A 24,101-nucleotide genomic window follows, 5' to 3' on the forward strand; every position below is an offset into this window, starting at 1 on the left:
GTTGCTGCCTATACAGCGCTCGAACGCAAGGGACAGCAGGGAATAGACCATGACCTTCACCGCACCGACCACCGAACAGCTGTTCGTCTTGAAGACGATCACCGGCATCGAAGAACTCGCAGGCCATGAGCGCTTTGCCGAGGCGACGCCCGATCTGGTCGAGGCGATCGTCGAGGGTGTGGGCGAATTTGCCGCTGGGGAATTCGCGCCGCTGTACCGGATCGGCGACACGGTCGGTGCGCGGCTGATCGACGGATCGGTGAAGATGCCCGAAGGCTACCGGGAGGCTTACCAGCATTATGTAGAAGCGGGTTGGAGTGCCTTGAGCGCGCCCGCCGATCATGGCGGCCAGGGCCTGCCGTTTTCTCTCGCCACCGTCGCGCTCGATTCGCTCGGCGCGGCGAACATGGCCTTCGCGCTCTGCCCGATCCTCACCGTCGGCGCGATCGAGGCGCTGCACCATCATGGCAGCGATCAACAGAAGGCGCTGTACCTGCCGAAACTGTCGACCGGCGAGTGGACCGGCACGATGAACCTCACCGAACCGCAGGCGGGCAGCGATGTCGGCGCCCTGCGCGCGACCGCGACGCCGCGCGGGGATGGCACCTATGCGATCCGCGGGCAGAAGATCTACATCTCGTTCGGCGATCATGACATGGCCGACAACATCATCCATCTGGTGCTTGCGCGCACCCCCGGTGCGCCTGCAGGGACCAAGGGCATCTCGCTGTTCCTGGTGCCCAAATACCGGCTCGATGCAGACGGCAATCCGGGCGAGGCGAACGGCATCAAGACCGTGTCGATCGAGCACAAGATGGGCATCAACGCCTCGCCCACCTGCGTGCTGCAGTTCGGCGAGGAAGGCGAGAGCATCGGCGAGCTGATCGGCCCCGAATTCGGCGGCATGCGCGCGATGTTCACGATGATGAACAATGCGCGGCTCAATGTCGGGCTGCAGGGCGTCCAGATTGCCGAGGGCGCGACGCAAAAGGCGCTGTGGTTCGCGCGCGAGCGCGTCCAGTCGGCGCGCGCAGGCGCAGGGCGCGATCCGGTCGCGATCATCGAGCATCCCGATGTCCGCCGCATGCTGCTGCGCATGAAGGCGGGGACCGAGGCGATCCGCGCGCTGCTCTATTATGCCTCGGGCCAAGTCGATCGCGCGAACCTCGGCGTGCCCGGCGCGCGCGAGATGGTCGATCTGCTGACCCCGCTCGCCAAGACCTATGGCACCGATCTGGGCAGCGAGATCGCCTCGCTCGGCGTGCAGATTCACGGCGGCATGGGCTATGTCGAAGAGACCGGTGCGGCGCAATATTATCGCGATATCCGCATCGCGCAGATCTACGAGGGCACCAACGGCATCCAGGCGGCCGACCTGGTCGGGCGCAAGCTCGGCATGGCGGGCGGCGATGTCGTGCGCGGCCTGATCGCCGAGGTCCAGGCCGATGCAGGCAACCACCCTGCGCTGGCCTCGCTCGCCGGCGATGTCGCGGAAGTGACCGAATATATGGTCGGCGCGAATGTCGATGACCGGCTGGCGGGCAGCTATCCCTATTGCACGATGATGGCCGTGATGACCGCAGGCTGGCTGATGCTCAGGCAGAGCCACGCCGCGCAGGCGATGCTCGATGCGGCAGAGGGGAATGCCGAGTTCCTGAAAGCCAAGCTGGTGACCACGCGCTTCTACCTCGAGCGCATGGTGCCCGAGGCGAGCGGCCTCAAGGCGGCGGCGATGGCGGGTGCGGACCTGCTCTACGCGCTCGACGCCGAGGCGCTGGCGGCTTGAGCGGTTGGTGAGCGCAACCTCCACGGCCGTTTGTCCCGAGCGTGTCGAGGGACGTATGCCCGAACGGTACCGAGTACGTCCCTCGACATGAGCCAAGGGCTCATGTTTATCCTGAGCGACGCCGAGAGGCGGCGTTGAAGGGCTCGGGACAAACGGGTAGGGGTACCCGGTCATGGATGAAACTGAGCTTATAGCCCGCATCGCGGCCGCGCTTGAGCGCCTTGCGCCGCCGCCGGTGCAGATGGCGGACTGGACCGCGCACCCGGCCTATGTGTGGAGCGCGCGCGGGGCCGAGGCCGTGCTTGAGCTGAAGGCCGTCCCGCTCGAGCGCTTGCGCGGCATCGACGCGCAAAAGGCGAGCTTCGTGGAAAATGTCCGCCGCCATGCCGCCGGCCAGGCGGCGCATGACGTGCTGCTCTGGGGATCGCGCGGCATGGGCAAGTCGGCTTTGGTCAAGGCAGCGGTCGCCGATGCGCAGGTCTCGGGTGCGCCGCTCGCGCTCGTCCAGACCGGGGGCGAGCCCGATGCGCTGACCGGGCTGCCCGCCTTGTTCGCCGCACTGGGAGCGGTCGAGCGCCGTTTCCTGGTGTTCATCGACGATATCGGCTTTGACGGTCCCGAAGCCGCCAGCGCCGCGCGCTCGCTGCGGTCGCTGCTCGAAGGCGGAGCGATGGCGCGTCCGGCCAATGCCCGGCTCGCGGTTACCTCGAACCGCCGCGCTATTGTCGAGCGATCGATGGCCGAACAGGACGATCCGATCAATCCGCGCGACGCGGTCGACGATCGGCTGGCGCTCGCCGACCGGTTCGGGCTGAGCCTCGGCTTTCCCGCCTGCGACCAGAATGCCTATCTCGCGATCATCGCCGGTTATGCTGATGCTCTTGGGCTCGATTTCGACCCCGAGGAAGCGCTGCTCTGGGCGCGGCAGCGCGGCGCGCGCTCTGGCCGGATCGCCTGGCATTATGTCACCGAACTGGCGGGCCGCGCGGGCCGCTCGCTCGATTGATCACCTGCGGCATGACGGCGCTGCCGATCCTCTACAGCTTCCGACGCTGTCCGTTCGCGATGCGCGCGCGCATGGCGCTGCTGGTGAGCGGCCGGAGTGTCGAGCTGCGCGAGATCCTGCTGCGCGCCAAGCCGCAGGCGATGCTCGACGCCTCGCCCAAGGGCACGGTACCGGTGCTGGTGCTTCCCGATACCCGAGTGATCGACCAGAGCCTCGATATCATGCGCTGGGCGCTGGCGCGGCACGATCCCGAGGGCTGGCTGCGGGGCGACGATGCGGAGCTGATCGAGCGCTTCGACGGCCCGTTCAAGCACCATCTTGACCGCTACAAATATCCGGGCCGCCATGGCAGCGACCCGATCGAGCATCGCACGGCGGGGCTGGAGCATCTGGAATCGCTCGAACAGCGTCTTGCCGCCAGCGCGTTCCTGTGCGGATCGACCCGGACGCTCGCCGACATCGCGCTCTTCCCGTTCATCCGCCAGTTCGCCGCGACCGACCAGGCCTGGTTCGATGCGCAGCCGCTGCCGCAGATGCACGGCTGGCTGGCAGGACTGATCGGTTCGGACCTGTTCGCATCCGTAATGCTGCGGCTTCCCCCGTGGCAGCCGGGCGATGCGCCTACCGTGTTTGCCACCGGTTAACCGGCCCGTGCTAGGTCCTGCCGCCATGCTGACCCGCTTTCTGCCCTATCGCCTGCAAACGCGCCTGGACAACTGGCGTCACGATCGGGCTTGTCGCCCGGTGCTGGAAACCGCGCCGATCCGTCCAGCCAATGACGGGCTTGTCATCTTCTCGATGATGGGGACGGCGGTGCTGCTGCCCTATCTGGTGGCGGTCAAGTCCTTCTGGGGGCAGTTGCGGCGGGGGCGCATCGTCATCCTGTCCGATGGCACGCTCACCACCGAAGACCGCGCGGTGCTCGCCTGGCATTGCGGCAAGCCCGAGATCATCGATATCGCCGATGTCGACCATAACGGCTTCCCAGCGGGCGGTGCCTGGGAGCGGTTCCTGTCGATCCTCGACCGGCGCGGCGACGATTATGTCATCCAGCTCGACAGCGACACGGTGACCCTGGGGCGTCCCGATGTCGTGGCGGATGCCATTGCCGCCAATCGCAGCTTTACCCTGCTTGGCGGTCCCGAATGGGACATCGGCGTCAAGACCTGTACCGACTATGTCCCGCCCGCGCCCGACAATCCGGGCGAGGCACGGCACATCCAGTCGCGGATGGAACGCGCGCTTGCCAGCATCCAGGGCGCCGAGCGCCATGGCTATATCCGCGGCTGCGCAGGCTTTGCCGGCTTCGCGCGCGGCGGCAACGGGCGCGAGACCGCGCGCTTCTTCCATGACGAGATGGCGCGGCTGCTGGGCCACGCGGCGATGGCCGAATGGGGCAGCGAGCAGGTGACCTCCAGCTTCGTGGTCGCGAACGATCCGGATCCCGTACTGCTGCCCTATCGCCAGTACGGCAATTACTGGGCCGAGCCCTGGGATGCCGATTGCCGCTTCATGCATTTTGTCGGCGCGCACCGTCATGACGGCACCGCCTATCGCGATGCGACGCGTGCCGCGCTTGCGCAGATGGACCGCTGAGCGCCGGTCTTCGACCGACAGCACTGGACAGCGCCGCTTCGCACCCCGATAGCGGCACCATGGCCAGCACCCCCGCCCCGCTTACCGTTGCCCCGCGCGCGCCGCTGCTGGCCTTTGTCGCCTGTGCCGGCGGCATGATGTTCTTCGGCGCCATGGACAGCGCGATGAAGGCGGTGACGATCGATATCGGCGTGATCGCGGCCTTGTTCTGGCGCTGCCTGATCGGTTCGGCGCTGGCAGGCGCGTTGTTCTGGTGGAAGGGCAACCGGCGGCTGCCGCGCGGCGCGGCGCTGCGGCTGCATCTGCTGCGCGGCACGGTGGTGGCAGGCATGGCGGTGCTGTTCTTCTGGGGGCTGGCACGCACGCCGATGGCCGAGACCGTGGCGATCACCTTCATCGCGCCGATCATCGCGCTGTTTCTCGCTGCGGTGCTGCTCAAAGAACGGATCGGGCGCGGCGCGGTGCTCGCATCGGTGCTCGGCTTTGGCGGGGTGCTGGTGATCGCCGCCGGCCGTCTCGGCTGGCTGGGCGGAGATGCGGTCGCCGACCAGGGCGAGGCCGGGTGGCAGGGCATCGCCGCGATCATGGCGTCGGCAGTGCTCTATGCCTGGAACCTGATCCTGCAGCGCCAGCAGGCGCAGATCGCTAGCCCGCAGGAAATCGTGCTGGTGCAGAATGTCATCATGGGCTTTTGGTTCGGCCTCGCCATGCCCTTTGCCGGTGCGGCGATGCCGGGCGACGCCGCGATGGCCGCGCCGATCGGCTGGGGCCTGCTGACGCTGGCGGCGATGCTGGCAATCCTGTCGCTCTCGCTGCTCTCCTGGGCCTATGCCCGCGCCGAGGCACAAGCGCTGGTGCCGCTCGAATATTCGATGTTCATCTGGGGCGCGCTGTTCGGTTGGCTGATCTTCAACGAGACGATCGGCTGGACGACGCTGGCAGGCGCGGCGCTGATCGTTACCGGCTGCTGGCAGGTGGCACGGCGGCAGGCCAGTTGACGACCCGCCGCACCCCGAGACAGTTCGCGCTTTCCCCGTCGCCCCATTGTGGCTAGGCAGAATCGGGGACAATCTTCAAATTCGATAGACGGGACACGGGCGCAGGGCATGACACGGATTTTGCTGGGGGTGGCAGGCATTGCGCTGATCCTGTCGATCGCATTGCTGCTCTCAAACAATCGCCGCGCCATCCGGCTGCGCGTGGTCGGCGCCGCCTTTGCGCTGCAGGCCGGCATCGCGGTGCTGGTGCTCTATGTGCCCGCCGGTCGCACCGCGATACAGGCGATGTCGCGCGGCGTTTCCAACCTGCTCGGCTATGCGCAGGCGGGCACCAACTTCATCTTCGGTCCGCTGGCCAGCCCCGATGTCGGCGGCAACAGCTTTGCCATCGCCGCGCTGCCGGTGATCATCTTCTTCTCGGCGCTCGTCTCGATCCTCTATTATCTCGGTATCATGCAGCGCGTGATCCAGTGGGTCGGCGGCGGCATCGAGAAGCTGATCGGCATCTCCAAGGTCGAAAGCCTGTGCGCGGCGGCAAACATCTTTGTCGGGCAGAGCGAATCGCCGCTGGTCATCCGCCCCTATCTCGCCGCCCTGAAGCCCGCGCAGTTGTTCACGGTGATGAGCGTTGGCATGGCCGGCGTTGCCGGCACGATCCTCGCCGCCTATGCCGCGATGGGCATCCGCATCGACTATCTGCTCGCCGCGGCCTTCATGTCCGCGCCGGGCGGCATCCTGATGGCCAAGATCATCATGCCCGACGATCCGGCGGATATCAGCAGCGAGGCGGTGATGCCGCTCGATGTCGAATATGAGGAAGAGCGCCCCGCCAATGTCATCATGGCCGCCGCGATGGGCGCGCAGACCGGCGTCAAGCTGGCGGTCGCGGTCGGCGCTATGGTGCTCGCCTTTGTCGCGCTGGTCGCGCTCGCCAACGGCATTTTCGGCGGCATCGGCGGCTGGTTCGGCCAGCCCGATCTCTCTTTCCAGCAGGTCGTGGGATATGTCTTCGCCCCCGTCATGTACCTGATCGGCGTGCCCTGGGACGAGGCGCTGCGCGCAGGCGGGCTGTTCGGTACCAAGATCGTGCTCAACGAATTCGTCGCGTTCATCGAGCTGAGCAAGCCCGAGGCCGGGCTATCGGCGCGGACGGTCGCAATCATCACCTTCGCCCTGTGCGGCTTTGCCAATTTCTCGTCGATCGCGATCCAGATGGCGGTGACCGGCGGCCTCGCGCCCAGCCAGCGCCCAATGATCGCGCGGCTTGGCCTCAAGGCGCTCGCCGCAGGCAGCCTGGCGAACCTGATGAGCGCGGCGCTGGCGGGCCTGCTGATCACGGTGTGAGGCGATGCGCCGTCCCGCTCTTGTTGCAGGACTGCGCTACGGCCTGGAAGCCTTCGCCCTCGGGTTCATCCTGGGTATAATTCGAACCATGATCGTCGCACCCGCAATCGGGGCATCAGCGGCCGTGATGATCGAGTTCCCCTTGCTGCTGCTGGCCATGGCCTGGCGAGCACGGACGATTGTCCGGCGGCCACCCGAGCTTTCAGGCACCGGAAACCTGGTCGTCATGGGGCTCACCGGATCGATCGTGCTGATGTTCGCCGAACTGCTGCTGGGCCTGGCCCTGGGGATCAATGCCCGGCAATGGTATGACGATCTTTTCCACATGCCCGGGATCGCCGGACTTGCGGGACAGGGGCCATTGGCGCTGTTCCCGCTGCTGTTCGGCAGGCGAAAGCCGATCAGGGCTGGGTGAAGGACGGCGGGTCCGAGGCGTCCATCGAATCGTCGAGCGCGTCGTCGAGCTCGTCTTCGCTGACATTGTCCTTGTCGACATCGGGTTCGGTCGGCTTGTCGGAATCGCCCCCGGCCTGATCGTTCAGGCTCGATGTCTTGGCGCCTGCGCGCTGCGCGGTCTCTTCGGTGCAGTCGACGGGATCGGTCGGCTTGGGGGTCGGGGTATCGGTCATGGAACTCTCCTTGCTGCCCGGACTACGCCGGGCCGCGCAAGGCGGTTCCCGTCAGGCGACCCCGGCGCGCCGCAGCTCCGGCCCCAGCCTGCCGGTCAGCCACAGCGCCCACATGCGGCAATCCGCCGCGAGCGACCAGAGCGGATAGGTGAAGGTGGCGGGCCGGTTGCGCTCGATCCGCCAATGGCTGATCCAGGCGAAGAAATAGCCCGCCACCGGCATCATCGCGAACAGCAGGAAATTGCCGGTGACAAGCGCCGCGAGCGCCAGCAGCACGACCAGCGACGTGCCCGTATAATGCCACGCGCGGGTCAGCGCCCGACTGTGTTCGCGCAGATAGAAGGGCCAGAATTCGGCGAAGCTGGTGTAACGCTGCATCTCGATTGTCTCCCGCGGCCATGATAGCCACAGATCATGTCCGCGATCCAGACCGACCTTCTCTTCGTCTACGGCACGCTGCGCCGGGGTAGCGATCATGAAAATGCGGCGCGTCTGTCAGCGGAAAGCGAATGGCTAGGCACGGGCACGCTGACCGGCACGCTCTACCGCGTCAGCTGGCACCCCGCGCTGGTGCTGGAGGGCGAGGACACCATCACCGGCGACCTGCTGCGCCTCACCGACCCCACCGCCAGCCTCCCCTGGCTCGACGCGTTCGAAAGCTGCGGCCCCGCCGACCCGCCCCCGCACGACTATCGCCGCGAGATCGCTGAGGTCTTGACGGCAAACGGCGCGGTGGAGGCAATGGTCTATGTCTGGAACTTGGGCGTCGAAGGACTGGAGCGGATGCCGGGCGGGGATTGGCTGGCGATTGCGCCATGATCGAGGTGCGCGTTCTGGGAAGCGACGAAGCGCAGGTCCTCGCCCATGTGGCAGCCGATGTCTTCGACAATCCGCTCGATCCGCAGCAGACTGCAGCCTTTCTCGCCGATCCGCGCCACCACATCGCGGTGGCAATCGGCGCCGGGCAGGTGGTCGGCTTTGCCTCGGGCGTCGACTATCTCCATCCCGACAAACCGCCCGAATTGTGGATCAACGAGGTCGGCGTGGCGCCGAGCCACCAGGGGCAAGGGCTGGCCAAGAGGCTGATGGCCTGTCTGCTCGCGCATGGCGAAACGCTCGGCTGCGCCAGCGCCTGGGTGCTGACCGAACAGGGCAATCGCCCGGCTCGGGCGCTGTACGAGGCAGCAGGCGGCGTGCGCGAGCCCGATGACAGCGACGCCGACGGGCAGGTGGTGCTTTATGCCTTCAGGACTTCGATAGCCTGAAGGGCAGCCTTACTGGCTGTCTGCAACACCATCATATTTGAGTTCGAGATAGCGCCCGCGGATGGCGAGCTTGTCGGCATCGCCCTCGGCAATCGTGCGGGTGGCGCTGGCGATTTCGCGTTCGATGACGCCAAGGCCATGGATCAGCTGCTCGTCGGGGGTGCGCTCGCCGCGCTTTTCCTGCCGCATGCTCGCCGGGATCTTGCGATAGCCGGTGATGAGTTCGGGCAGATGCTCGCCCACCAGCTTGCGAATCTCGCGCGCGGGCTCGCTGTTTTCCTCGAGCGTCTGGAGCTGCGGCGCGAGCATGTCGAGCTGCACGCCGATCTGGTCGATCAGCGTCACGGCCGGCGCGGGCAGCGCGGGGCGCTGGCTCTCCAGCCAGATCTCGGTCTTGCCGGCCAGCACCTTCAGCGGCTCCTTGGCGAGCCGTTCGGGCGTCGGCACCTTCAGCTTCATGCCGCTGCCGAGCACCACCGTGGCAACCACCGCCGCGAGCACGGTGAGCAGCACGCCATAGAAGCCGATGCCGTCGATGATCGCGCCGACAATGCCCGCCGCCACCAGGATGACGCCGATGCTGATCGCGATCGCCGCGATTTTCTTCCACAGATGCTCGCGCTTGAGCGCGCGCGACTTGCTGCCGATCGACGGGCCCATCTGGACGCGGCGCTTGACCGCCGCGGCATCGGCGAGGATCTGGTCGGACTGGCTGGTCAGCGATTTGGACATGCGCGTACCTGCTTCAAGCCTCCAGCGAGCTCAGCAGCGAGGGGCCGGACGATGCGCCGCCGCCGCCCTGCGAGGCACCCTCGGCGCGCGCGATATAGCCCTTGGACTTCTCGACTTCCTTGCTCAGCGTGTCGACCGTGGTCTTCATGCTGTCCAGCGCCTTGACCTTGAATGTGTCGATATTGTCCATCGTGTCGTAGATGTTCTGGAACGCGCGTTGCAGCGTTTCGACCGGAATGGTCGCCGAAGCCGCCTGTTCGTGGATCTTGGCGGTCTGGTCCTTGAGCATTGTGCCGGTGGAATCGATGATGTTCGCGGTGGTGGTGTTGAGCGCGGTGATCTGGTCGAGCACCAGCTTCTGCCCGACCAAAGCCTGCGCCACGGTAACAGCCGTGCGCAGTGCCGCGACGGTGGTCGTGCTGGCGCGATCGACGCCCTTGACCAGCTCGACATTGTTCTTCTTGACCAGATCGAGAGCGAGATAGCCCTGCACGGTCACCGCCATTTGCGTCAGCAGGTCCTGCGTGCGCTGGCGTACATAGAAGAGCGCGGTTTCCTTGATCGCCTTGGCCTTGGCCGGGTCGGTCATCTCGAGCTCGGCGGCCTTGGCCTCGAGCCGCGCGTCGAGCGTCTTCGACACGTGGATCATCTGCTCGAGCTTGCCCATGGCGGCCCAAAGGTTCTGGCGCTCGACGTCGATCGCGGCATTGTCCATCAGCAGCTCGTCCTTGCCGCTCTGCAAGGACGCGAGGATCGACTGGATATGCCCCTGGCTCGACTTGTAGCTGTCGAAATAGTCACGCATCTTGTTGCCGAAGGGGATGATGCCGAAAATCTTCTTGCGGGTGAACAGGTCGCCCTTCTTGCCGGGGTCGAGATCCTCGACCGTGCGGCGCAGCTGCGCGAGGTTCGCGCCGACAGAATTGTCATTGTCCATCGCGCGCACGGGGCGGTCGAGAAAGCGGTTCGACTGGCCCGCCGCGTCGGTGATTTCCTTGCGGCCCATATTGGTGATCTGGTCGACGCGCTTGCCGAACTCGGGCGAGTTGACGTCCTGCGCGACGAGATCGCTGATGAAGCCGTCGACCTTTTCGTCGAGCTTCGAGCGCACCTCTTCGGACACCGGAACCAGCCCCGTCGCCTCGGCTGCGGTGACGATCGGCACCGGTTCGGGCGCTTCCAGCGTCAGTTTCTTGTCCGCAATCGCAGTTTGCGTCGCCATGGCCTTTGCGCTCCCGTTCGCTCTTGTTCCCCAAAATGAGGGGAGATGCCCGTCAGGGCAAGAGATAAGTGTTACTGTGTTAAGATAACAATACAGCCGCAAAGTGCAAGGAAAATGGCGGGCCTGGCCCTCCATTGTCCATCACGGGCGTGGCGCGTGTCGCGCCTACGCCCCCATGTCCCATAATGCGACACAAACGCTCCCGACGAAGACGAAGATCGCCACCAGCGCCGCGATTTCCCATGGGCTGGCACCAAGCGCGCGGGCATTGGCGGCTTCGAATGCGGCGATGCGATAGCGCAGCGATTCGTCGCTTTTCAGCAGGCCGATATCGAGCACCGGTGCGGTGCGTAGATAGCGGACCATTTCGTCGCGTTCGGATGTGCTGATGTCGGGATAGCGCTGGAACAGGGTTTTCATGCGCTTGCGCCGCGCTTCATGGCTTGTGTCATTGGCGGCTTGCGCCTCGGTAATATCTTGCATGCTATGTCTTTCGTGAAACTGGTGGAGGGCGCGCTCAGAGGCTTTGGAGCAGCTCGACCATGCGCCGCGCGGTTTCCTGTTCGGCGCGGACGATGTGGCGCACGCCCAGACGGGCAAGGTGCGCGTATTCGTCCTCGGAATGCGCCCGGGCGATGACTTTCAGTTCCGGGTTCAATATTTGCGCGCGCTGGTGGATCGCGCCTGCCTCATAGCCTTCGGGTATGGCCAGGATGAGCGCGCTGGCGCGATCGATCCCCGCCCTTTCCAGGATACCGCTTTCCACCGCATCGCCGCGCACCGTGGTCAGGCCCTGATCGGCGGCCATGGCGAGATTTTCGGGATTGTCCTCGATCACCACCAGGCTGCCCGGTGCGGCCCTCAGCGCGGCGGCGACATGCCGACCGACACGACCATGGCCGATGATGATGATATGCCCCTTATCGGCGGGCGGATCTTGTGCGGGCGTGTCGTCGGAAAAGCGCTCCTGAATCCGCATGACCCAGCCGAACAGGAACGGGTTGAGGAAGATCGACAGGATCGCGCCGGCGAGGATCAGGTCGCGCGCATCCGCGGGCAGAACGCCCAGGCTGTTTCCAAGGCTTGCCAGGATGAACGAGAACTCGCCGATCTGCGCGAGGCTGCACGCGATGGTGAGGCTGGTCCGGTTCGATTTGCGGAACAGCCGCGCGATGGCATAGGCCGCGATCGACTTGCCGATCACGACGATCCCCAGCGTGGCGAGCAGCGGCAATGGCTGTTCGACCAGCACGAACGGGTTGAACAGCATGCCGACCGAGACGAAGAACAGCACCGCGAACGCATCGCGCAGTGGGAGCGTCTCCTCCGCCGCCCGCCTGCTGAGCGAGGTTTCGCCCAGGATCATGCCTGCGAAGAATGCGCCCAGCGCAAAGCTCACTTCGAACACGAAGGCTGCACCGAAGGCGACGCCAAGCGCGATCGCGAGCACCGCGAGGCGGAACAGCTCGCGCGATCCGGTATGCACCACCCAGTGCAGCACATGCGGAATCAGGCGGCGGCCGATCACCAGCATGAACACCACAAAGCCCGCGACCTTGAACAAGGTTGCGGCCATCGGCTGAGCGATGGCCATCAGGTCTGCGCCTTCGGGATTGGTGGCGATGCGCGCCAGCGGGGGCAGCATCACCAGCGCCAGCACCATCACGATGTCCTCGACGATGAGCCAGCCGATGGCGATCTGCCCGCGTTCGGTCTCGACCAGACCCCGCACCTGCAGCGCACGCAGCAGCACCACGGTGCTGGCGACCGACAGCGCGAGGCCAAAGATGAAGCCCGCGATCGGTGTCCAGCCCATGGCCCAGGACAGGCCCATGCCGAGCAAGGTGGCTGTGGCGATCTGGGCGAGCGCGCCGGGAATGGCGATATTCTTCACCGCCATCAGGTCGCGCAGCGAGAAATGCAGGCCGACGCCGAACATCAGCAGGATGACGCCGATCTCGGCGAGTTCGTTGGCGAGCTTGCCATCGGCGACGAAGCCGGGGGTGAACGGGCCAACCAGGACGCCGGCGAGCAGATAGCCGGCAATGGGAGATATCTTGAGCCTCTGGGCCAGCGCGCCCATCAGGAACGCGACGACCAGACCGGCAACGATGGTGCCGATCAGCGGAGTGGCATGATGCATGATCAGTCTCTCTTGGCGAGAGGGAAGGTCTCGGGCTGCGCCGCGGCCGGTGCCAGAGACACGGCGCGACACTACCCGGCGATCAGGCGCGACGGGCGGACAGGAGCAGCACGCCGATCCGCTAAGGGTTCAGCGTATCGATACCGCCAGCACGGTCGTCGCGCGGATCAGGCGGTCAGCGGAGGCGCGCGCGGGGCGGTGCCGGGGCGCACAGAAGCGGGATGGTCTGCCCAGGCGCGCGCGTATACGGGAATGGAAAGGAGGGTATCTGCCAGCGCTGCAGCAACGATCGCGGCCGGACTGGTCCAGGAATAGGCGGCCGCAGCATCGCCATCACCGCCCGAGGGCAGGCGCAGGCCATTGTCAACCGGTTCGGCGACCGTGATCGCCTCGCCCTCCTGGCGACTGAGCGCGACCTGCGTGGTGGCGGGGTTGAAGGCCGAACCGACCTGCTGGCTGGCGGGCAGCGAGCCTGGCAGCAACGCGCTGGCAAGCGCAATGAACAGCGCGATGATGATGCCGCTGACCCAGGCAGGACGCGACGGTGCGGCCATGGAGGCAGCGGCGGCATCGGGGCCTGTGGGGCGCGGCTGAGCGGTCATGCCTTGCCGATATAGGAAGCGGGGGCCGGGCGGTAAACCCGGCCATCGCCGCAAGACCTGTTCAGGCGGCCAGTTCGTAGGGCTGGATCTCGCCCGAAAGATACAGGTTGCGTGCCTTGGCGCGGCTCAACTTGCCCGACGAGGTGCGCGGCAGCGTGCGGGGTGGCACCAGTTCGATCACGCAGTTCATGCCGGTGATCGAGCGGACCTTCTCGCGGATCTCGTCGCGCAACCGGCGGCGTTCGGCCTCGTCGGTGGTGCGGCACTGGACCAGCACGGCGGGGGCCTCTTCCCCGGCAGGCGTGGTGATCGAGAAGGCGGCAATGTCGCCGGACTTGAAGCCGGGCAGCTGTTCCACCGCCCATTCGATATCCTGCGGCCAGTGGTTCTTGCCGTTGATGATGATCATGTCCTTGGCGCGGCCTACGATATAGAGATAGCCATCGACCATATAGCCCATGTCGCCGGTATCGAGCCAGCCATCGATCAGGCACGCCTCGGTCGCTTCGGGATCGCGGAAATAGCTGTGCATGATCGACGGGCCTGCGGTCCACACCTTGCCGATCTCGCGGTCGGGCAGCACCTTGCCGTCGGCATCGCGGATCTCGATGCTCATGTCGCGGCAAGCCTTGCCGCAATTGACGATCGAGCGGTAACGCTTGGGCTTGGAAGGATCGACCGGCGCACCCGACAGGCGCTGTTCCTCGACCAGATCGACGACAATGCCCTCGCCCGGCGGCATCAGCGTGACGGCAAGTGTCGCTTCGGCCAGGCCATAGCTCGGCAGGAAAGCGCTCGCCTTGAAGCCCGCCGGTGCGAACGCGTTGACGAAGGCCTGCATGACATCGGGACGGATCATGTCCGCGCCATTGCCCGCGAGCCGCCAGCGCGACAGGTCGAAGCGTTCCTCGACCCGCGACTGGCTGCCGATGCGGCGCGCGCAGATGTCATAGCCGAAGGTCGGCGAATAGCTGCACGAGGTGCCGGGGTTGCGGCTGATCAGGTCGAGCCATGCGAGCGGACGCCGCGCAAAATCCTCGGTCTTCAGGTAATCGGTCGAAACCTGGTTGGCGACCATCGAGAGCATGCAGCCGACCAGGCCCATGTCATGATACCAGGGGAGCCACGAGATGCAGCGATCGGTCTCGCACACATGCATGCCGTGCGAATGCGCGGCGAGGTTGCTCAGCAGCGCAGCGTGCGTGACCGCGACGCCATGCGGGAAGCGCGTCGATCCACTCGAATATTGCAGATAGCAGATATCGTCAGGGCTCGCAGCGGGCAGATCGGCTTCGGGTGCAGCTTCGGCAGCGAAGCTCTCCCAGTCGATCCCCTCGACGCCGCAGCGCTTGGCCGCCTCGCCGCCCATCTCGGCGAGTTCGGCCGGATAGAACAGGAATTTGGGGTCGCTCGAGCGCAGCTGGACGCTCAGCTGCTCGACATAGCTTTCCTTGCCGCCAAAGCTGGTGGGTAGGGGCAGCGGCACCGGCCAGGCGCCGGCATAGACCGCGCCGAAGAACAGCGAGGCGAATTCCGCGCCGGTTTCGGCAACGATGGCGATCCGGTCCTCGGGCTTCACGCCGCGCGCGATCAGCCGCCGGGCATGCTCGAGAGCATCGCTGCGCAGCTCGCTATAGGGATAGGGGCGCACCAATGTGCCGCGCGGATCGTGGAAGTTGAACCCGCGCACGCCCTGTGCCGCGTAGTCTAGTGCATCACCCAGTGTCGCGAAATCGGCGAACCGGCGCGGCAGCGCATCGGCGGTGGGAGTCGGCTGCAATTGCGTCATGCGTATTAACCCGTTGCTTTCCTTTGCGCGCGCCGGTGGCCCGGTCTGTCACGCCCACATGGACAAGACCCGCTAGCGTCTGCCCATGCCGTCATGGCCCAGAGATGAATGGTTCAGGCAGCGCCCGCTTCATCCCAGAATGCCCCATCTCGCCTCTAGCCGATGACAAGCGTTCTAAATTCGACCCGACTGTGGCACAAAAATGGCGCATGACCGCTCCCGATGATCGACGCAAGCGTGAAAAGCGCCCGCCAAAGCCGCTCGACGAGCGCGCGCTCAAGGATCTGGCGCTGCATTATCTCGGGCGGTTTGCGACGACGCGCGCGCGCCTCATCCAGTACATGCAACGCAAGGTGCGCGAGCGCGGATGGGCGGACGAGCGCGCACCCGATTACGACCAGCTGGCCGATCGCTGCGTGGAGCTGGGCTATGTCGACGATGCCGCTTTCGCCGCGATGAAGGGCGGCGCGTTGCTCAGGCGAGGCTATGGCGCGCGCCGGGTCGAGCAGGCGCTGGTCGCCGCCGGTGTCGGTGAGGCCGAGCGCGGCGAGGCCCGTGAGACCGCGAGCGATCAGGCGCTGAACGCCGCGATGGCCTTTGCCCGGCGCAAACGTATCGGCCCGTTTGCATCAGACCCGGCCGATCCCGACCGCAGGCGCAAGCAATTGCAGGCCTTTATCCGCGCAGGCCATGATTTTGCACTCGCCCGGGCCCTTGTTTTCGCCGATAGCATGGAGGAGATAGCGGGGCTGGACGAGCAATTCGGGAGAGAGACATGGTAACGAGATTCTGCGGGGCGATGCTGGCGACGCTGGCCTTGGTGGCGTGCAATGCCTCTGCCCCCAGCGATGCCGTGGCGCAGCGCCCTGCGGCGGAAAATCCTGCGCTGTCGCCCGCCGGGCTCGATCTGGTGCCGCTGACGATCAGGAGCGGCGCCAAGACGCACAAGTTTACCGTCGAGATGGCGCGCAGCTCGCAGGAACAGGCGCAGGGGCTGATGTTCCGCACCGAGCTGGCCCCCGATGCGGGCATGCTCTTTCCCTTCCCGACGCCGAAGCCCGCAAGCTTCTGGATGAAGAACACGGTCATCTCGCTCGACCTGCTGTTCATTCGCGCCGATGGCACCGTCGAGAGCATCGCGGCCAATGCGGTGCCCTATTCGCTCGACCCGATCAGCTCGGGCGAGCCGGTCGCGGCCGTGCTCGAGATCGCTGCGGGCCGAGCGGCCGAGCTCGGGATCAAGCCGGGCGATACCGTGACCTGGCGCGACAAGCGTTGAACCACCCGTGGCAGCAGCGCGCAAACGCGGCATGATCGCTCGCCTGATCGCACTGGTTTTCAAGCTGATCTTCGGCTTTGTGGCGCTATCGCTGCTGATGGTCGTGATCTATCGCTTCGTGCCGCCGCCGACGACGATCACGATGCTGAGCGATGCCAATGGCGCGACGCGCGACTGGACGCCGCTCGACCGGATCGATCGCAACATGGTCTCCGCCGCGATCGCCGCGGAGGACGGCAAGTTCTGCACGCATAACGGCTTCGATACCGAGGCGATCGAGCAGGCGATGCGGCGCAACATGGAAGGAGGGCGCATCCGCGGCGGATCGACGATCAGCCAGCAGACCGCGAAGAACGTGTTCCTCTGGCAGAATGGCGGCTTTTTCCGAAAAGGGCTGGAAGCCTGGTTCACCGTGCTGATCGAGGGCATCTGGGGCAAGCGCCGGATCATGGAAGTGTACTTGAACGTCGCCGAAACCGGCATCGGCACCTATGGCGTCGAGGCGGGGGCGGAGCGCTATTTCGGCAAGGGCGCAAGTTCGCTCACCCGCGACCAAGCCGCGCGCATGGCCGCAGCCTTGCCGCTGCCCAAGAAGCGTTCGGTCAAGAACCCCAGCGGTTTCGTGCGCCGCTATGGCAACAATATCGCGCGCCGCATCCGCATCGTCCAGCGCGACGGACTGGATAGCTGCGCGCGGCCTTGAGGCCGGGATTTTCCGCCCACATCATCGTCATTCCCGCGAAGGCGGGAATCCCGCTTGAATTCAAGGCTTTGTGCAAGAAGCGGGACCCCCGCGTGCGCGGGGGTGACGTTCAGTAGATGGGCCGGGAAGCGCGGGGCCTTCGACAGGCTCAGGCTGAGCGGGGGTTGGGTGACGAACTGGGATAATGCCAAGCGCAGCCGCGCCTCACCGCACCTGCCGCTTCTCCAGCTTGCGCGCCAGGGTGCGCCGATGCATCCCCAGCCGCCGCGCGGTTTCCGACACGTTGAAGCCGGTATCGACCAGCGTCTGGTGGATATGCTCCCATTCCACCGTCTTGATCGACGACTGGCGCGTGTCGAGCGCGGTGTCGGCATCGCCCTCGGTGCGCGCGAAGGCGGCTTCGATATCGTCGGTGTTCGATGGCTTGGCGAGATAATGGTCCGCGCCCAGCTTGATCGCCTCGACCGCGGTGGCGATGCTGGCAAAGCCAGTGAGCACCACGATCCGCGCATCGGGCGCGGCGGCGCGGACGGCCTGTACGCAGGTCAAGCCCGAGACGGAGCCGGCGAGCTTCAGGTCGATCACCGCGTGTGTCGGTTTGAGGCCCTTGTCGAGCAGAGCCACCAGCGCCTCATGGCCCGAGGCCGATTCGACCGCATAACCGCGCCGCTCGAACGACCGGCGCAGTGTGCGCGCGAAGGTCTCGTCATCCTCGACGATCAGCAACTGACGGGTCTCGGTCATGTCCGCGCTCCTGTCGAATAGGCGATGGCATCCAGCGGCAACCATATGGTGACTTCGGCGCCGCCCTGCTCGCGATTGCCCGCACGCACCTCTCCGCCCAGCTTGCGCATCACGTTGACGAGCAGGAACAGGCCCAGGCCCCCGCCGGGCTTGCCCTTGGTCGACCGGTACGGCTTGCCCAGGCCATCGAGAATCTCCTCCGCAAAGCCGGGGCCCCTGTCGGTCACGGTCAGCTCGAGCGCCTCGCCCTGGCGCGCGGCGCGGATGCCGACCCATTGCGGCGACACCTCGACCGCATTGTCGATGACATTGCCGATCACCTGGCGCAGCGCAGGGTCGGAGACGATCGCCACATCCTGGCCGAACCTGTCGTGATATTCGAGCGTATCGAGCCCGCGCGTCACCTGCCATTCGTCGACGATGTCGCGCAGGAAGGCACGCATCGTGGTGCGTTCGGTCGCCTCGCCGCGCGCCTCGCCGGCGGACATCAGGATGCCGCTGACGATCGTCTTGCAGCGCTGCACCGCGTTTTCCATGTCGTCGAGATCGGCGGAAAGATCGGCCACCGCGTTCAGTTCGGGCATCGCGCGGAAATCGTTGACGAGCACCGAAAGCGTCGCGAGCGGGGTGCCCAGTTCATGCGCCGCGCCCGAGGCGAGCAGGCCCATGCGCACGATATGGTCCTCTTCCGCCGCGCGCTGGCGGATCGCGGCGAGCGCGGAATCGCGTTCGCGCAGGTTGCGCGCGATGCGGGTAACGAAGGCGACCAGCAGCACCGCGATCAGCCCGAAACAGACGAAGCTGCCCTGCAGATACAGGCTGAACTCCTCGTCCTGCAGCTCGGGCGGCAGCGCGAGCGGGACGGGGTCGATCGCGAGCACAGCCAGTGCGCCGAGCGAAGCCGCGACCATCGCCCAGGATGCCGCCGGGCGCAGCACCATCGCGCCGATCACCACCTGCAGCAGGAACAAAGCCGCGAACGGATTGGCGAGACCGCCGGTGAAATGCAGCTGCCAGGTGAGCGCGGCGATATCGAACATCAGCGCAGTGAACAGCGCATATTCGAGCCCCGCATCGAACCGGTGCAGCATGTACAGCGTGACGATGTTGATGAACACGAGCAGGCTGATCGCCGCGAGCAGCGGGGCGAGCGGCAGCGCGATGCCCATCGGCCCATGCACGATCAGGATGGTCAGCAGCTGGCCCCCGACCGCGAGCCAGCGCAGCTGGATGAGCAGCGCCATGTTGCGCCGCACGGCATCGGTGATCTGGGGGGCAGGCGTGGCGATCATCGCCGCTGCCATACCAGCTTTGCGCCGAACAGGCACCCGAGCGCGAGCGCGAGCCAGGTGAAGGCGTAGACCGCATGATTGTCGCTGAAGCGGATGACGGTGAGCCCGCCGACCGGATAGCCGCCGGGATTGCGCGCCGCATCGGCGTCGATGAAATAGGGTGCGGTGTGATTCAGCCCGCGCACGGCAGCGATCGCAGCGATGTCTCGTGAATACCAGCGATCCGCGCCAGGGTCGTTGGAGCGCAGGAAGCCGCCGCCCGGTTCGGTGATCCGCAGCAGCCCGGTGATGCGGACCATTCCCGCCGGATTGCCCGCCGCCCGTGTGGCCGGATCGCGCCGGTCGGGGGGCACGAAGCCGCGATTGACCAGCACGGTGAAGCGCTCGCCCACCAGCGGTGTCAGCACCCAGTATCCGCCGCCGCGCGCCGTGACCGCCTGCACCAGCGTCTCGCGGTCATGCGCGAACCGTCCGGTGAAGGCGACCCGGCGATAGGCGTCGCGTTCTTGGCGGATGCGCGGCCATTGGTCCGGGCCAGGCGCGGCGACCGGCGCGGCGGTGCTGCGGCTGTCAACCGCCTCGATCAGCGCATGTTTCCAGGCGCGGCGCTGCACCTGCCAGGCGGCAAGGCCTAAGCCCGCCAGCGCCAGCGCAAGCAGCGAGACGACCAGCACGACCCGCGCGGCTGGTCGGGACCGGGTCACGGGATCTGGCTCATCTCTTCATGCGCCTGGGGCATCATGTTGGTGTTGAGGTTGCTCATCACCCACAGCGATCCCGACAGCATGATGCCTACGACGATGATCGTGAAGATCAGCGAGGTGATCGACCAGCCGCCCTCGGCCTTGGGGCTCATGTGCAGGAAATAGACCATGTGGACGACGATCTGCACGACGGCGAGGCCCAGGATCGCCACGCCGGTGACCGCAGGCGACAATGCGCCGGTCATCACCAGGCCGAACGGGATCGCGGTCAGGATGACCGAGAGGACGAAGCCGATGGTATAGTCGCGGTACGAGGCGTGCGGGATTTCGATGCCGTGGCTGTCGTGCTCGGCCTGTTCGGCATGGGTGGTGGCAGCGCTCATCACAGCATTCCCATCAGATAGACAAAGGTGAACACGCCGATCCAGATCACGTCGAGAAAGTGCCAGAACAGGCTAAGGCACGCAACGCGGCGCTGGTTGGCGGGGTTGAGGCCATGGCGGCCGAGCTGGACGATCAATGTCACCAGCCAGACCAGCCCGAAGGTGACGTGCAGCCCGTGCGTTCCGACCAGCGTGAAGAAGGCCGAGAGGAACGCGCTGCGCTGCGGCGTCGCGCCGATATGGATGAGGTGCGAGAATTCATAGAGCTCGATCGCGAGGAACGCCGCGCCGAACAGGCCGGTGACCGCGAGCCACATCTGCACATGGCGCAGGTTGCGGTTCTGCATCGCGATCATCGCCAGGCCATAGGTCAGCGACGAAAACAGCAGCATCGCCGTGTTGAGCGCGATGAGGTTGAGGTCGAACAGGTCCTTGGGGCCGGGACCCGCGGCGAAATTGCCGCCGAGCACCGCATAACAGGCAAACAGGATCGCGAAGATGAGACAGTCGCTCATCAGATAGATCCAGAAGCCCAGCAGCGTGCTGTGGCCTTCGGGATGCGGATGCTCGTCGATCTCGTAATAGACCGGCTTGTCGTTGCCGGCGGGCAGGGTGATGCTGCTCATGGGATCAGGCTCCTGCCGCTTGCAATTGGCTGAGGCGCGCCTTCTCGGTCGCGGCGACGGTGGCGGCCGGGATATGGAAATCGCGCTTGTAGTTGAACGTGTGCGCGATCGCCGCGCCGATCAGTCCGATCAGGCTCAGCCCTGCCAGCCACCAGATGTGCCAGACCAGCGCAAAGCCCGCGACGGTGCTGATGCCCGCCAGGATGACGCCGGCGCCGGTGTTGCTCGGCATGTGGATGTCCTTGTAGCCATCGGCAGGGTGCTCCACGCCCGCCGCCTTCATGTCGTACCAGGCATCGAGCGCGTGGATACGCGGAGTGAAGGCGAAATTATAGTCGGGCGGGGGCGAGCTGGTCGCCCATTCGAGCGTGCGGCCGTTCCACGGATCGCCCGTCGTCTCGGCCAGCGCCTCGCGCTTCCAGATGCTGACGGCGAACTGGATGAGCATGGCGGCAATGCCGGCAGCGATCATCAGCGCACCGACGGCGGCGATGGCGAACCAGATCTGCAAGCTGGGATCGTCGAACACCCGCATCCGGCGCGTCACGCCCATCAGGCCGAGGACATAGAGCGGCATGAACGCAACCCAGAAGCCGGGGACCCAGCACCAGAAGCTGACCTTGCCCCAGAACTTGTCGAGCTTGAAGCCGAACGCCTTGGGCCACCAGTAGTTGATCGCCGCGAAGATGCCGAACAGCACGCCGCCGATGATCACGTTGTGGAAATGCGCGATCAGGAACAGCGAGTTGTGCAATACGAAGTCGGCAGGCGGCACCGCGAGCAGCACGCCGGTCATCCCGCCGATGGTGAAGGTGAGCATGAACGCCACCGTCCACATCATCGGCAGCTCGTAGCGGATGCGTCCGCGATACATGGTGAACAGCCAGTTGAACAGCTTGGCCCCGGTGGGGATCGAGATCACCATCGTGGTGATGCCGAAGAAGCTGTTGACGCTCGCGCCCGAACCCATGGTGAAGAAATGGTGCAGCCACACGACGTAGGACAGGATGGTGATGACCACCGTCGCATAGACCATCGAGGTATAGCCGAAGAGCTTCTTGCCCGAGAAGGTGGAGGTCACCTCGCTGAACACGCCGAACAGCGGCAGGATGAGGATGTACACCTCCGGATGGCCCCAGATCCAGATGAGGTTGACGTACATCATCGACGACCCGCCAAAGTCGTTGGTGAAGAAATTGGTGCCGACATAGCGGTCGAGCGTCAGCAGCGCGAGAACCGCGGTGAGCACGGGGAAGCTGGCGACGATCAGGATGTTGGCGCACAGCGAGGTCCAGGTGAACACCGGCATCTTCATCAGGCCCATGCCCGGCGCGCGCATCTTGAGGATCGTCACGATCAGGTTGATGCCGGATAATGTCGTGCCGACGCCTGCGATCTGGAGCGCCCAGATATAATAATCCACCCCGACACTGGGGCTGTAGGCAATGCCGGAGAGCGGCGGATAGGCGAGCCATCCGGTCGCGGCGAACTCGCCGACGAACAGCGACACCATGGTCAACACCGCGCCTGATGTCGTCATCCAGAAGCTGAAATTGTTGAGGAAGGGGAAGGACACGTCGCGCGCACCGATCTGCAAGGGCACGACATAGTTCATCAGGCCGGTGATGAACGGCATCGCGACGAAGAAGATCATGATCACGCCATGCGCGGTGAATATCTGGTCGTAATGGTGCGCGTTCAGGTAACCCTCGGACCCGCCGAACGCCATGACCTGCTGCAGGCGCATCATGATCGCATCGGCAAAGCCGCGCAGGAACATGACGAGGCCCAGGATCATGTACATGATCCCGATCTTCTTGTGGTCCACGGTGGTGAACCACTCCTTCCACAGATAGCCCCACAGCTTGTAGCGGGTCACCAGCGCCAGCAGGCCCACGCCGCCGATGATGACGACGACCATGGTGCTGAGCACGATCGGATCGTGCGGCAGCGAGTTCCAGCCGAGCTTGCCCAGCAGGAAGGTCGGCTCGGCGGCGGAGGTGGAGGGAACGGCGTCGGTGCTCATGATACGGGGTCCATGGTGCCTGCCTGAGTCAGTTCAGGCGACTTGGTGTGTTCAGGCGACTGGGGAGAAGTTTCGCGCTTGCGGAACAGCGGGCCGCCGGGGCGCTTGAGGCCTGCGCCGGTCAGCGTGGAAAGATCGATCACGCGATCCTCCATCCGCGCGAGGCTGGCGCTCAGCAGCTCGGGATTGGTGCAGTTCTCGGCGATATAGCGGTCGCTGGCGGTATCGCCGGTGCCGCGCGCAGCGTGCTTGTCATAGGATAGCTGGCGCACATTGTGCAGGCCAGCGAGGCCCATGCCGCCGCGCGCGTCGATCGCCATCATGTCGTGCATGCACATCTTGCCCGGCTCGGCGCACATGTTGACGATGCGGTCGAACAGGTCGGGCTCGACGCTGGCATAATGGCGCACCGGCTCCTTCTCGCTCGGCCGCTCGAGCTTCAGGTACGTCGCGCGGTCGAGCGTCTGGCCCTGGCTACGCGCCTTCGCGGTCCATTTGGCGAAATCCTGCGGGCTCAGGCTGCGCACGCCGAAGCGCATGTTCGAAAAGCCCGCGCCCGAATAATTGGCCGAAAAGCCGGTGAAGCGCCCGGTCTCGTTGAACACCGCGTGCAGCTTGGTCTCCATGCCCGGCATCGCATAGATCTGGCCGGCCATCGCGGGGACATAGAAGCTGTTCATCACCGAGGACGAGGAGATGCGGAACCGCAAGGGTCGGCCTTCGGGCACCGCGAGCTCGTTCACCGTGGCGATGCCCTGTTCGGGATAGATGAACAGCCACTTCCAGTTGAGCGCGACCGCCTGCACCTCGAGCGGCTTGTCCTTTTCGGTCACGGCCTGTCCGGGCGCGGTGCGGGCGAGCGGGCGATAGGGGTCGAGCAGGTGCGTGCCGACCCAGGTCACCGCGCCCAGACAGATGATGATCAGCAGCGGGATCGCCCAGATGGCGAGCTCGAGCTGAGTCGAATGGTCCCAATCGGGCTTGTAGGTCGCGGTCTCGTTGGCCGCGCGATATTTCCAGGCGAAATATCCGGTCAGCGCCATGACGGGCACGATGATGATCAGCATCAGCAGCGTCGAGATGACGACCAGATCGCCCTGCTGCTGCGCGACATCGCCCGCCGGATCGAGCACGACCATGTTGCAACCGCCAAGCAGCGGCAGGAGGCAGACGGCGGCAATGGCCAGCGGGGGGCGGAGGCGAGTCATGGAGCGCGACATGACCGTCCAATT

General features: G+C 65.6%; 27 protein-coding genes. 12 read left to right on the top strand and 15 right to left on the bottom strand.

From position 1 onward, the window contains the following. The first annotated feature begins 49 nt into the window (after positions 1-49). From FG486_RS07755 to FG486_RS07785, 7 genes are all read left to right on the top strand, one after another. Positions 50-1,786, top strand: coding sequence for an acyl-CoA dehydrogenase family protein (locus FG486_RS07755; RefSeq protein ID WP_181267136.1), 1,737 nt, complete (start codon positions 50-52; stop codon positions 1,784-1,786). Positions 1,787-1,958: 172 nt separating this feature from the next. Beyond that, the gene (locus tag FG486_RS07760) at positions 1,959-2,792 is read left to right on the top strand and encodes an ATP-binding protein (RefSeq protein ID WP_181267137.1); all 834 of its coding nucleotides are present in this window, start codon (positions 1,959-1,961) and stop codon (positions 2,790-2,792) included. A gap of 11 nt (positions 2,793-2,803) precedes the next feature. Next, positions 2,804-3,436 carry a glutathione S-transferase gene (locus tag FG486_RS07765; RefSeq protein WP_181267138.1) on the top strand — a complete coding sequence of 211 codons (633 nt, stop codon included), beginning with the start codon at positions 2,804-2,806 and terminating at the stop codon, positions 3,434-3,436. Positions 3,437-3,461: 25 nt separating this feature from the next. Beyond that, complete coding sequence (locus FG486_RS07770) at positions 3,462-4,388, top strand: hypothetical protein (RefSeq protein WP_181267139.1); 927 nt, start codon at positions 3,462-3,464, stop codon at positions 4,386-4,388. A 59-nt stretch (positions 4,389-4,447) separates the two neighbouring features. Next, the gene (locus tag FG486_RS07775) at positions 4,448-5,386 is read left to right on the top strand and encodes a DMT family transporter (RefSeq protein WP_137776258.1); all 939 of its coding nucleotides are present in this window, start codon (positions 4,448-4,450) and stop codon (positions 5,384-5,386) included. 108 nt (positions 5,387-5,494) lie between these two features. Beyond that, on the top strand, positions 5,495-6,730 hold the full coding sequence (locus FG486_RS07780; RefSeq protein ID WP_066274036.1) for a NupC/NupG family nucleoside CNT transporter: 1,236 nt from the start codon (positions 5,495-5,497) through the stop codon (positions 6,728-6,730). Between the two features lie 127 nt (positions 6,731-6,857). Next, positions 6,858-7,145 (top strand): hypothetical protein, encoded by a 288-nt coding sequence (locus FG486_RS07785; protein ID WP_181267140.1) that lies wholly within the window; start codon positions 6,858-6,860, stop codon positions 7,143-7,145. Here the strand turns inward: FG486_RS07785 and FG486_RS07790 are convergent. After that, a complete protein-coding gene (locus tag FG486_RS07790; protein WP_181267141.1) occupies positions 7,132-7,359 on the bottom strand; it encodes a hypothetical protein in 228 nt (75 codons plus the stop codon). The genes FG486_RS07785 and FG486_RS07790 overlap by 14 nt on opposite strands. A 51-nt stretch (positions 7,360-7,410) precedes the next feature. Next, on the bottom strand, positions 7,411-7,737 hold the full coding sequence (locus FG486_RS07795; RefSeq protein ID WP_181267142.1) for an Mpo1-like protein: 327 nt from the start codon (positions 7,735-7,737) through the stop codon (positions 7,411-7,413). A gap of 36 nt (positions 7,738-7,773) precedes the next feature. Here FG486_RS07795 and FG486_RS07800 point away from each other — a divergent pair, with 36 nt between their 5' ends. Next, a complete protein-coding gene (locus FG486_RS07800; RefSeq protein WP_181267143.1) occupies positions 7,774-8,178 on the top strand; it encodes a gamma-glutamylcyclotransferase family protein in 405 nt (134 codons plus the stop codon). Beyond that, the gene (locus FG486_RS07805) at positions 8,175-8,624 is read left to right on the top strand and encodes a GNAT family N-acetyltransferase (RefSeq protein ID WP_181267144.1); all 450 of its coding nucleotides are present in this window, start codon (positions 8,175-8,177) and stop codon (positions 8,622-8,624) included. Before FG486_RS07800 ends, FG486_RS07805 begins: the two co-directional genes overlap by 4 nt. A 9-nt stretch (positions 8,625-8,633) precedes the next feature. On the opposite strand, the gene FG486_RS07810 is transcribed toward FG486_RS07805, so the two are convergent. The 6 genes from FG486_RS07810 to FG486_RS07835 all read right to left on the bottom strand — a co-directional run bounded on the left by FG486_RS07810 (position 8,634) and on the right by FG486_RS07835 (position 15,112). Continuing rightward, complete coding sequence (locus FG486_RS07810; protein WP_181267145.1) at positions 8,634-9,356, bottom strand: hypothetical protein; 723 nt, start codon at positions 9,354-9,356, stop codon at positions 8,634-8,636. 13 nt (positions 9,357-9,369) lie between these two features. Further along, positions 9,370-10,578, bottom strand: coding sequence for a toxic anion resistance protein (locus tag FG486_RS07815; RefSeq protein WP_066274052.1), 1,209 nt, complete (start codon positions 10,576-10,578; stop codon positions 9,370-9,372). A gap of 165 nt (positions 10,579-10,743) precedes the next feature. Further along, positions 10,744-11,061 carry a hypothetical protein gene (locus FG486_RS07820; protein ID WP_181267146.1) on the bottom strand — a complete coding sequence of 106 codons (318 nt, stop codon included), beginning with the start codon at positions 11,059-11,061 and terminating at the stop codon, positions 10,744-10,746. 34 nt (positions 11,062-11,095) lie between these two features. Next, a complete protein-coding gene (locus FG486_RS07825) occupies positions 11,096-12,721 on the bottom strand; it encodes a cation:proton antiporter domain-containing protein (protein ID WP_181267147.1) in 1,626 nt (541 codons plus the stop codon). A gap of 167 nt (positions 12,722-12,888) precedes the next feature. Next, positions 12,889-13,323 carry a hypothetical protein gene (locus FG486_RS07830; protein WP_181267148.1) on the bottom strand — a complete coding sequence of 145 codons (435 nt, stop codon included), beginning with the start codon at positions 13,321-13,323 and terminating at the stop codon, positions 12,889-12,891. 61 nt (positions 13,324-13,384) lie between these two features. Then, the gene (locus tag FG486_RS07835; protein WP_066274286.1) at positions 13,385-15,112 is read right to left on the bottom strand and encodes a fatty acyl-AMP ligase; all 1,728 of its coding nucleotides are present in this window, start codon (positions 15,110-15,112) and stop codon (positions 13,385-13,387) included. A gap of 209 nt (positions 15,113-15,321) precedes the next feature. Between FG486_RS07835 and FG486_RS07840 the strand changes: the two genes are divergently transcribed. Genes FG486_RS07840 through mtgA form a run of 3 tightly spaced genes read left to right on the top strand, consistent with a single transcriptional unit; the run spans position 15,322 to position 17,094 of the window. Then, the gene (locus FG486_RS07840; RefSeq protein WP_181267149.1) at positions 15,322-15,894 is read left to right on the top strand and encodes a regulatory protein RecX; all 573 of its coding nucleotides are present in this window, start codon (positions 15,322-15,324) and stop codon (positions 15,892-15,894) included. After that, entirely contained in the window at positions 15,888-16,391 is a 504-nt protein-coding gene (locus FG486_RS07845; RefSeq protein WP_066274280.1) for a DUF192 domain-containing protein, read from the top strand. Before FG486_RS07840 ends, FG486_RS07845 begins: the two co-directional genes overlap by 7 nt. Positions 16,392-16,422: 31 nt before the next feature. Next, positions 16,423-17,094, top strand: coding sequence for a monofunctional biosynthetic peptidoglycan transglycosylase (mtgA, locus tag FG486_RS07850; RefSeq protein ID WP_181267150.1), 672 nt, complete (start codon positions 16,423-16,425; stop codon positions 17,092-17,094). A 204-nt stretch (positions 17,095-17,298) separates the two neighbouring features. Here mtgA and FG486_RS07855 read toward each other — a convergent pair whose 3' ends face one another. Genes FG486_RS07855 through cyoA form a run of 7 tightly spaced genes read right to left on the bottom strand, consistent with a single transcriptional unit; the run spans position 17,299 to position 24,077 of the window. After that, positions 17,299-17,838: a response regulator transcription factor gene (locus tag FG486_RS07855; protein ID WP_066274276.1), complete on the bottom strand. Its 540-nt coding sequence runs from the start codon at positions 17,836-17,838 to the stop codon at positions 17,299-17,301. Continuing rightward, a complete protein-coding gene (locus FG486_RS07860; protein ID WP_241695659.1) occupies positions 17,835-19,130 on the bottom strand; it encodes an ATP-binding protein in 1,296 nt (431 codons plus the stop codon). Before FG486_RS07860 ends, FG486_RS07855 begins: the two co-directional genes overlap by 4 nt. Continuing rightward, the gene (locus FG486_RS07865) at positions 19,127-19,834 is read right to left on the bottom strand and encodes an SURF1 family protein (RefSeq protein WP_181267152.1); all 708 of its coding nucleotides are present in this window, start codon (positions 19,832-19,834) and stop codon (positions 19,127-19,129) included. The genes FG486_RS07860 and FG486_RS07865 overlap by 4 nt, the downstream gene beginning before the upstream one ends. Then, a complete protein-coding gene (gene cyoD / locus FG486_RS07870; protein ID WP_181267153.1) occupies positions 19,831-20,217 on the bottom strand; it encodes a cytochrome o ubiquinol oxidase subunit IV in 387 nt (128 codons plus the stop codon). The genes FG486_RS07865 and cyoD overlap by 4 nt, the downstream gene beginning before the upstream one ends. Further along, positions 20,217-20,843 (bottom strand): cytochrome o ubiquinol oxidase subunit III, encoded by a 627-nt coding sequence (cyoC, locus tag FG486_RS07875; RefSeq protein ID WP_060978403.1) that lies wholly within the window; start codon positions 20,841-20,843, stop codon positions 20,217-20,219. The genes cyoD and cyoC overlap by 1 nt, the downstream gene beginning before the upstream one ends. A gap of 4 nt (positions 20,844-20,847) precedes the next feature. Beyond that, positions 20,848-22,869, bottom strand: coding sequence for a cytochrome o ubiquinol oxidase subunit I (gene cyoB / locus FG486_RS07880; RefSeq protein WP_181267154.1), 2,022 nt, complete (start codon positions 22,867-22,869; stop codon positions 20,848-20,850). Next, on the bottom strand, positions 22,866-24,077 hold the full coding sequence (cyoA, locus tag FG486_RS07885; RefSeq protein WP_181267155.1) for a ubiquinol oxidase subunit II: 1,212 nt from the start codon (positions 24,075-24,077) through the stop codon (positions 22,866-22,868). The genes cyoB and cyoA overlap by 4 nt, the downstream gene beginning before the upstream one ends. Between the last annotated feature and the right edge of the window lie 24 nt (positions 24,078-24,101).

It is taken from the genome of Blastomonas ursincola, assembly GCF_013607875.1.
Taxonomy (GTDB): Bacteria; Pseudomonadota; Alphaproteobacteria; order Sphingomonadales; family Sphingomonadaceae; genus Blastomonas; species Blastomonas ursincola.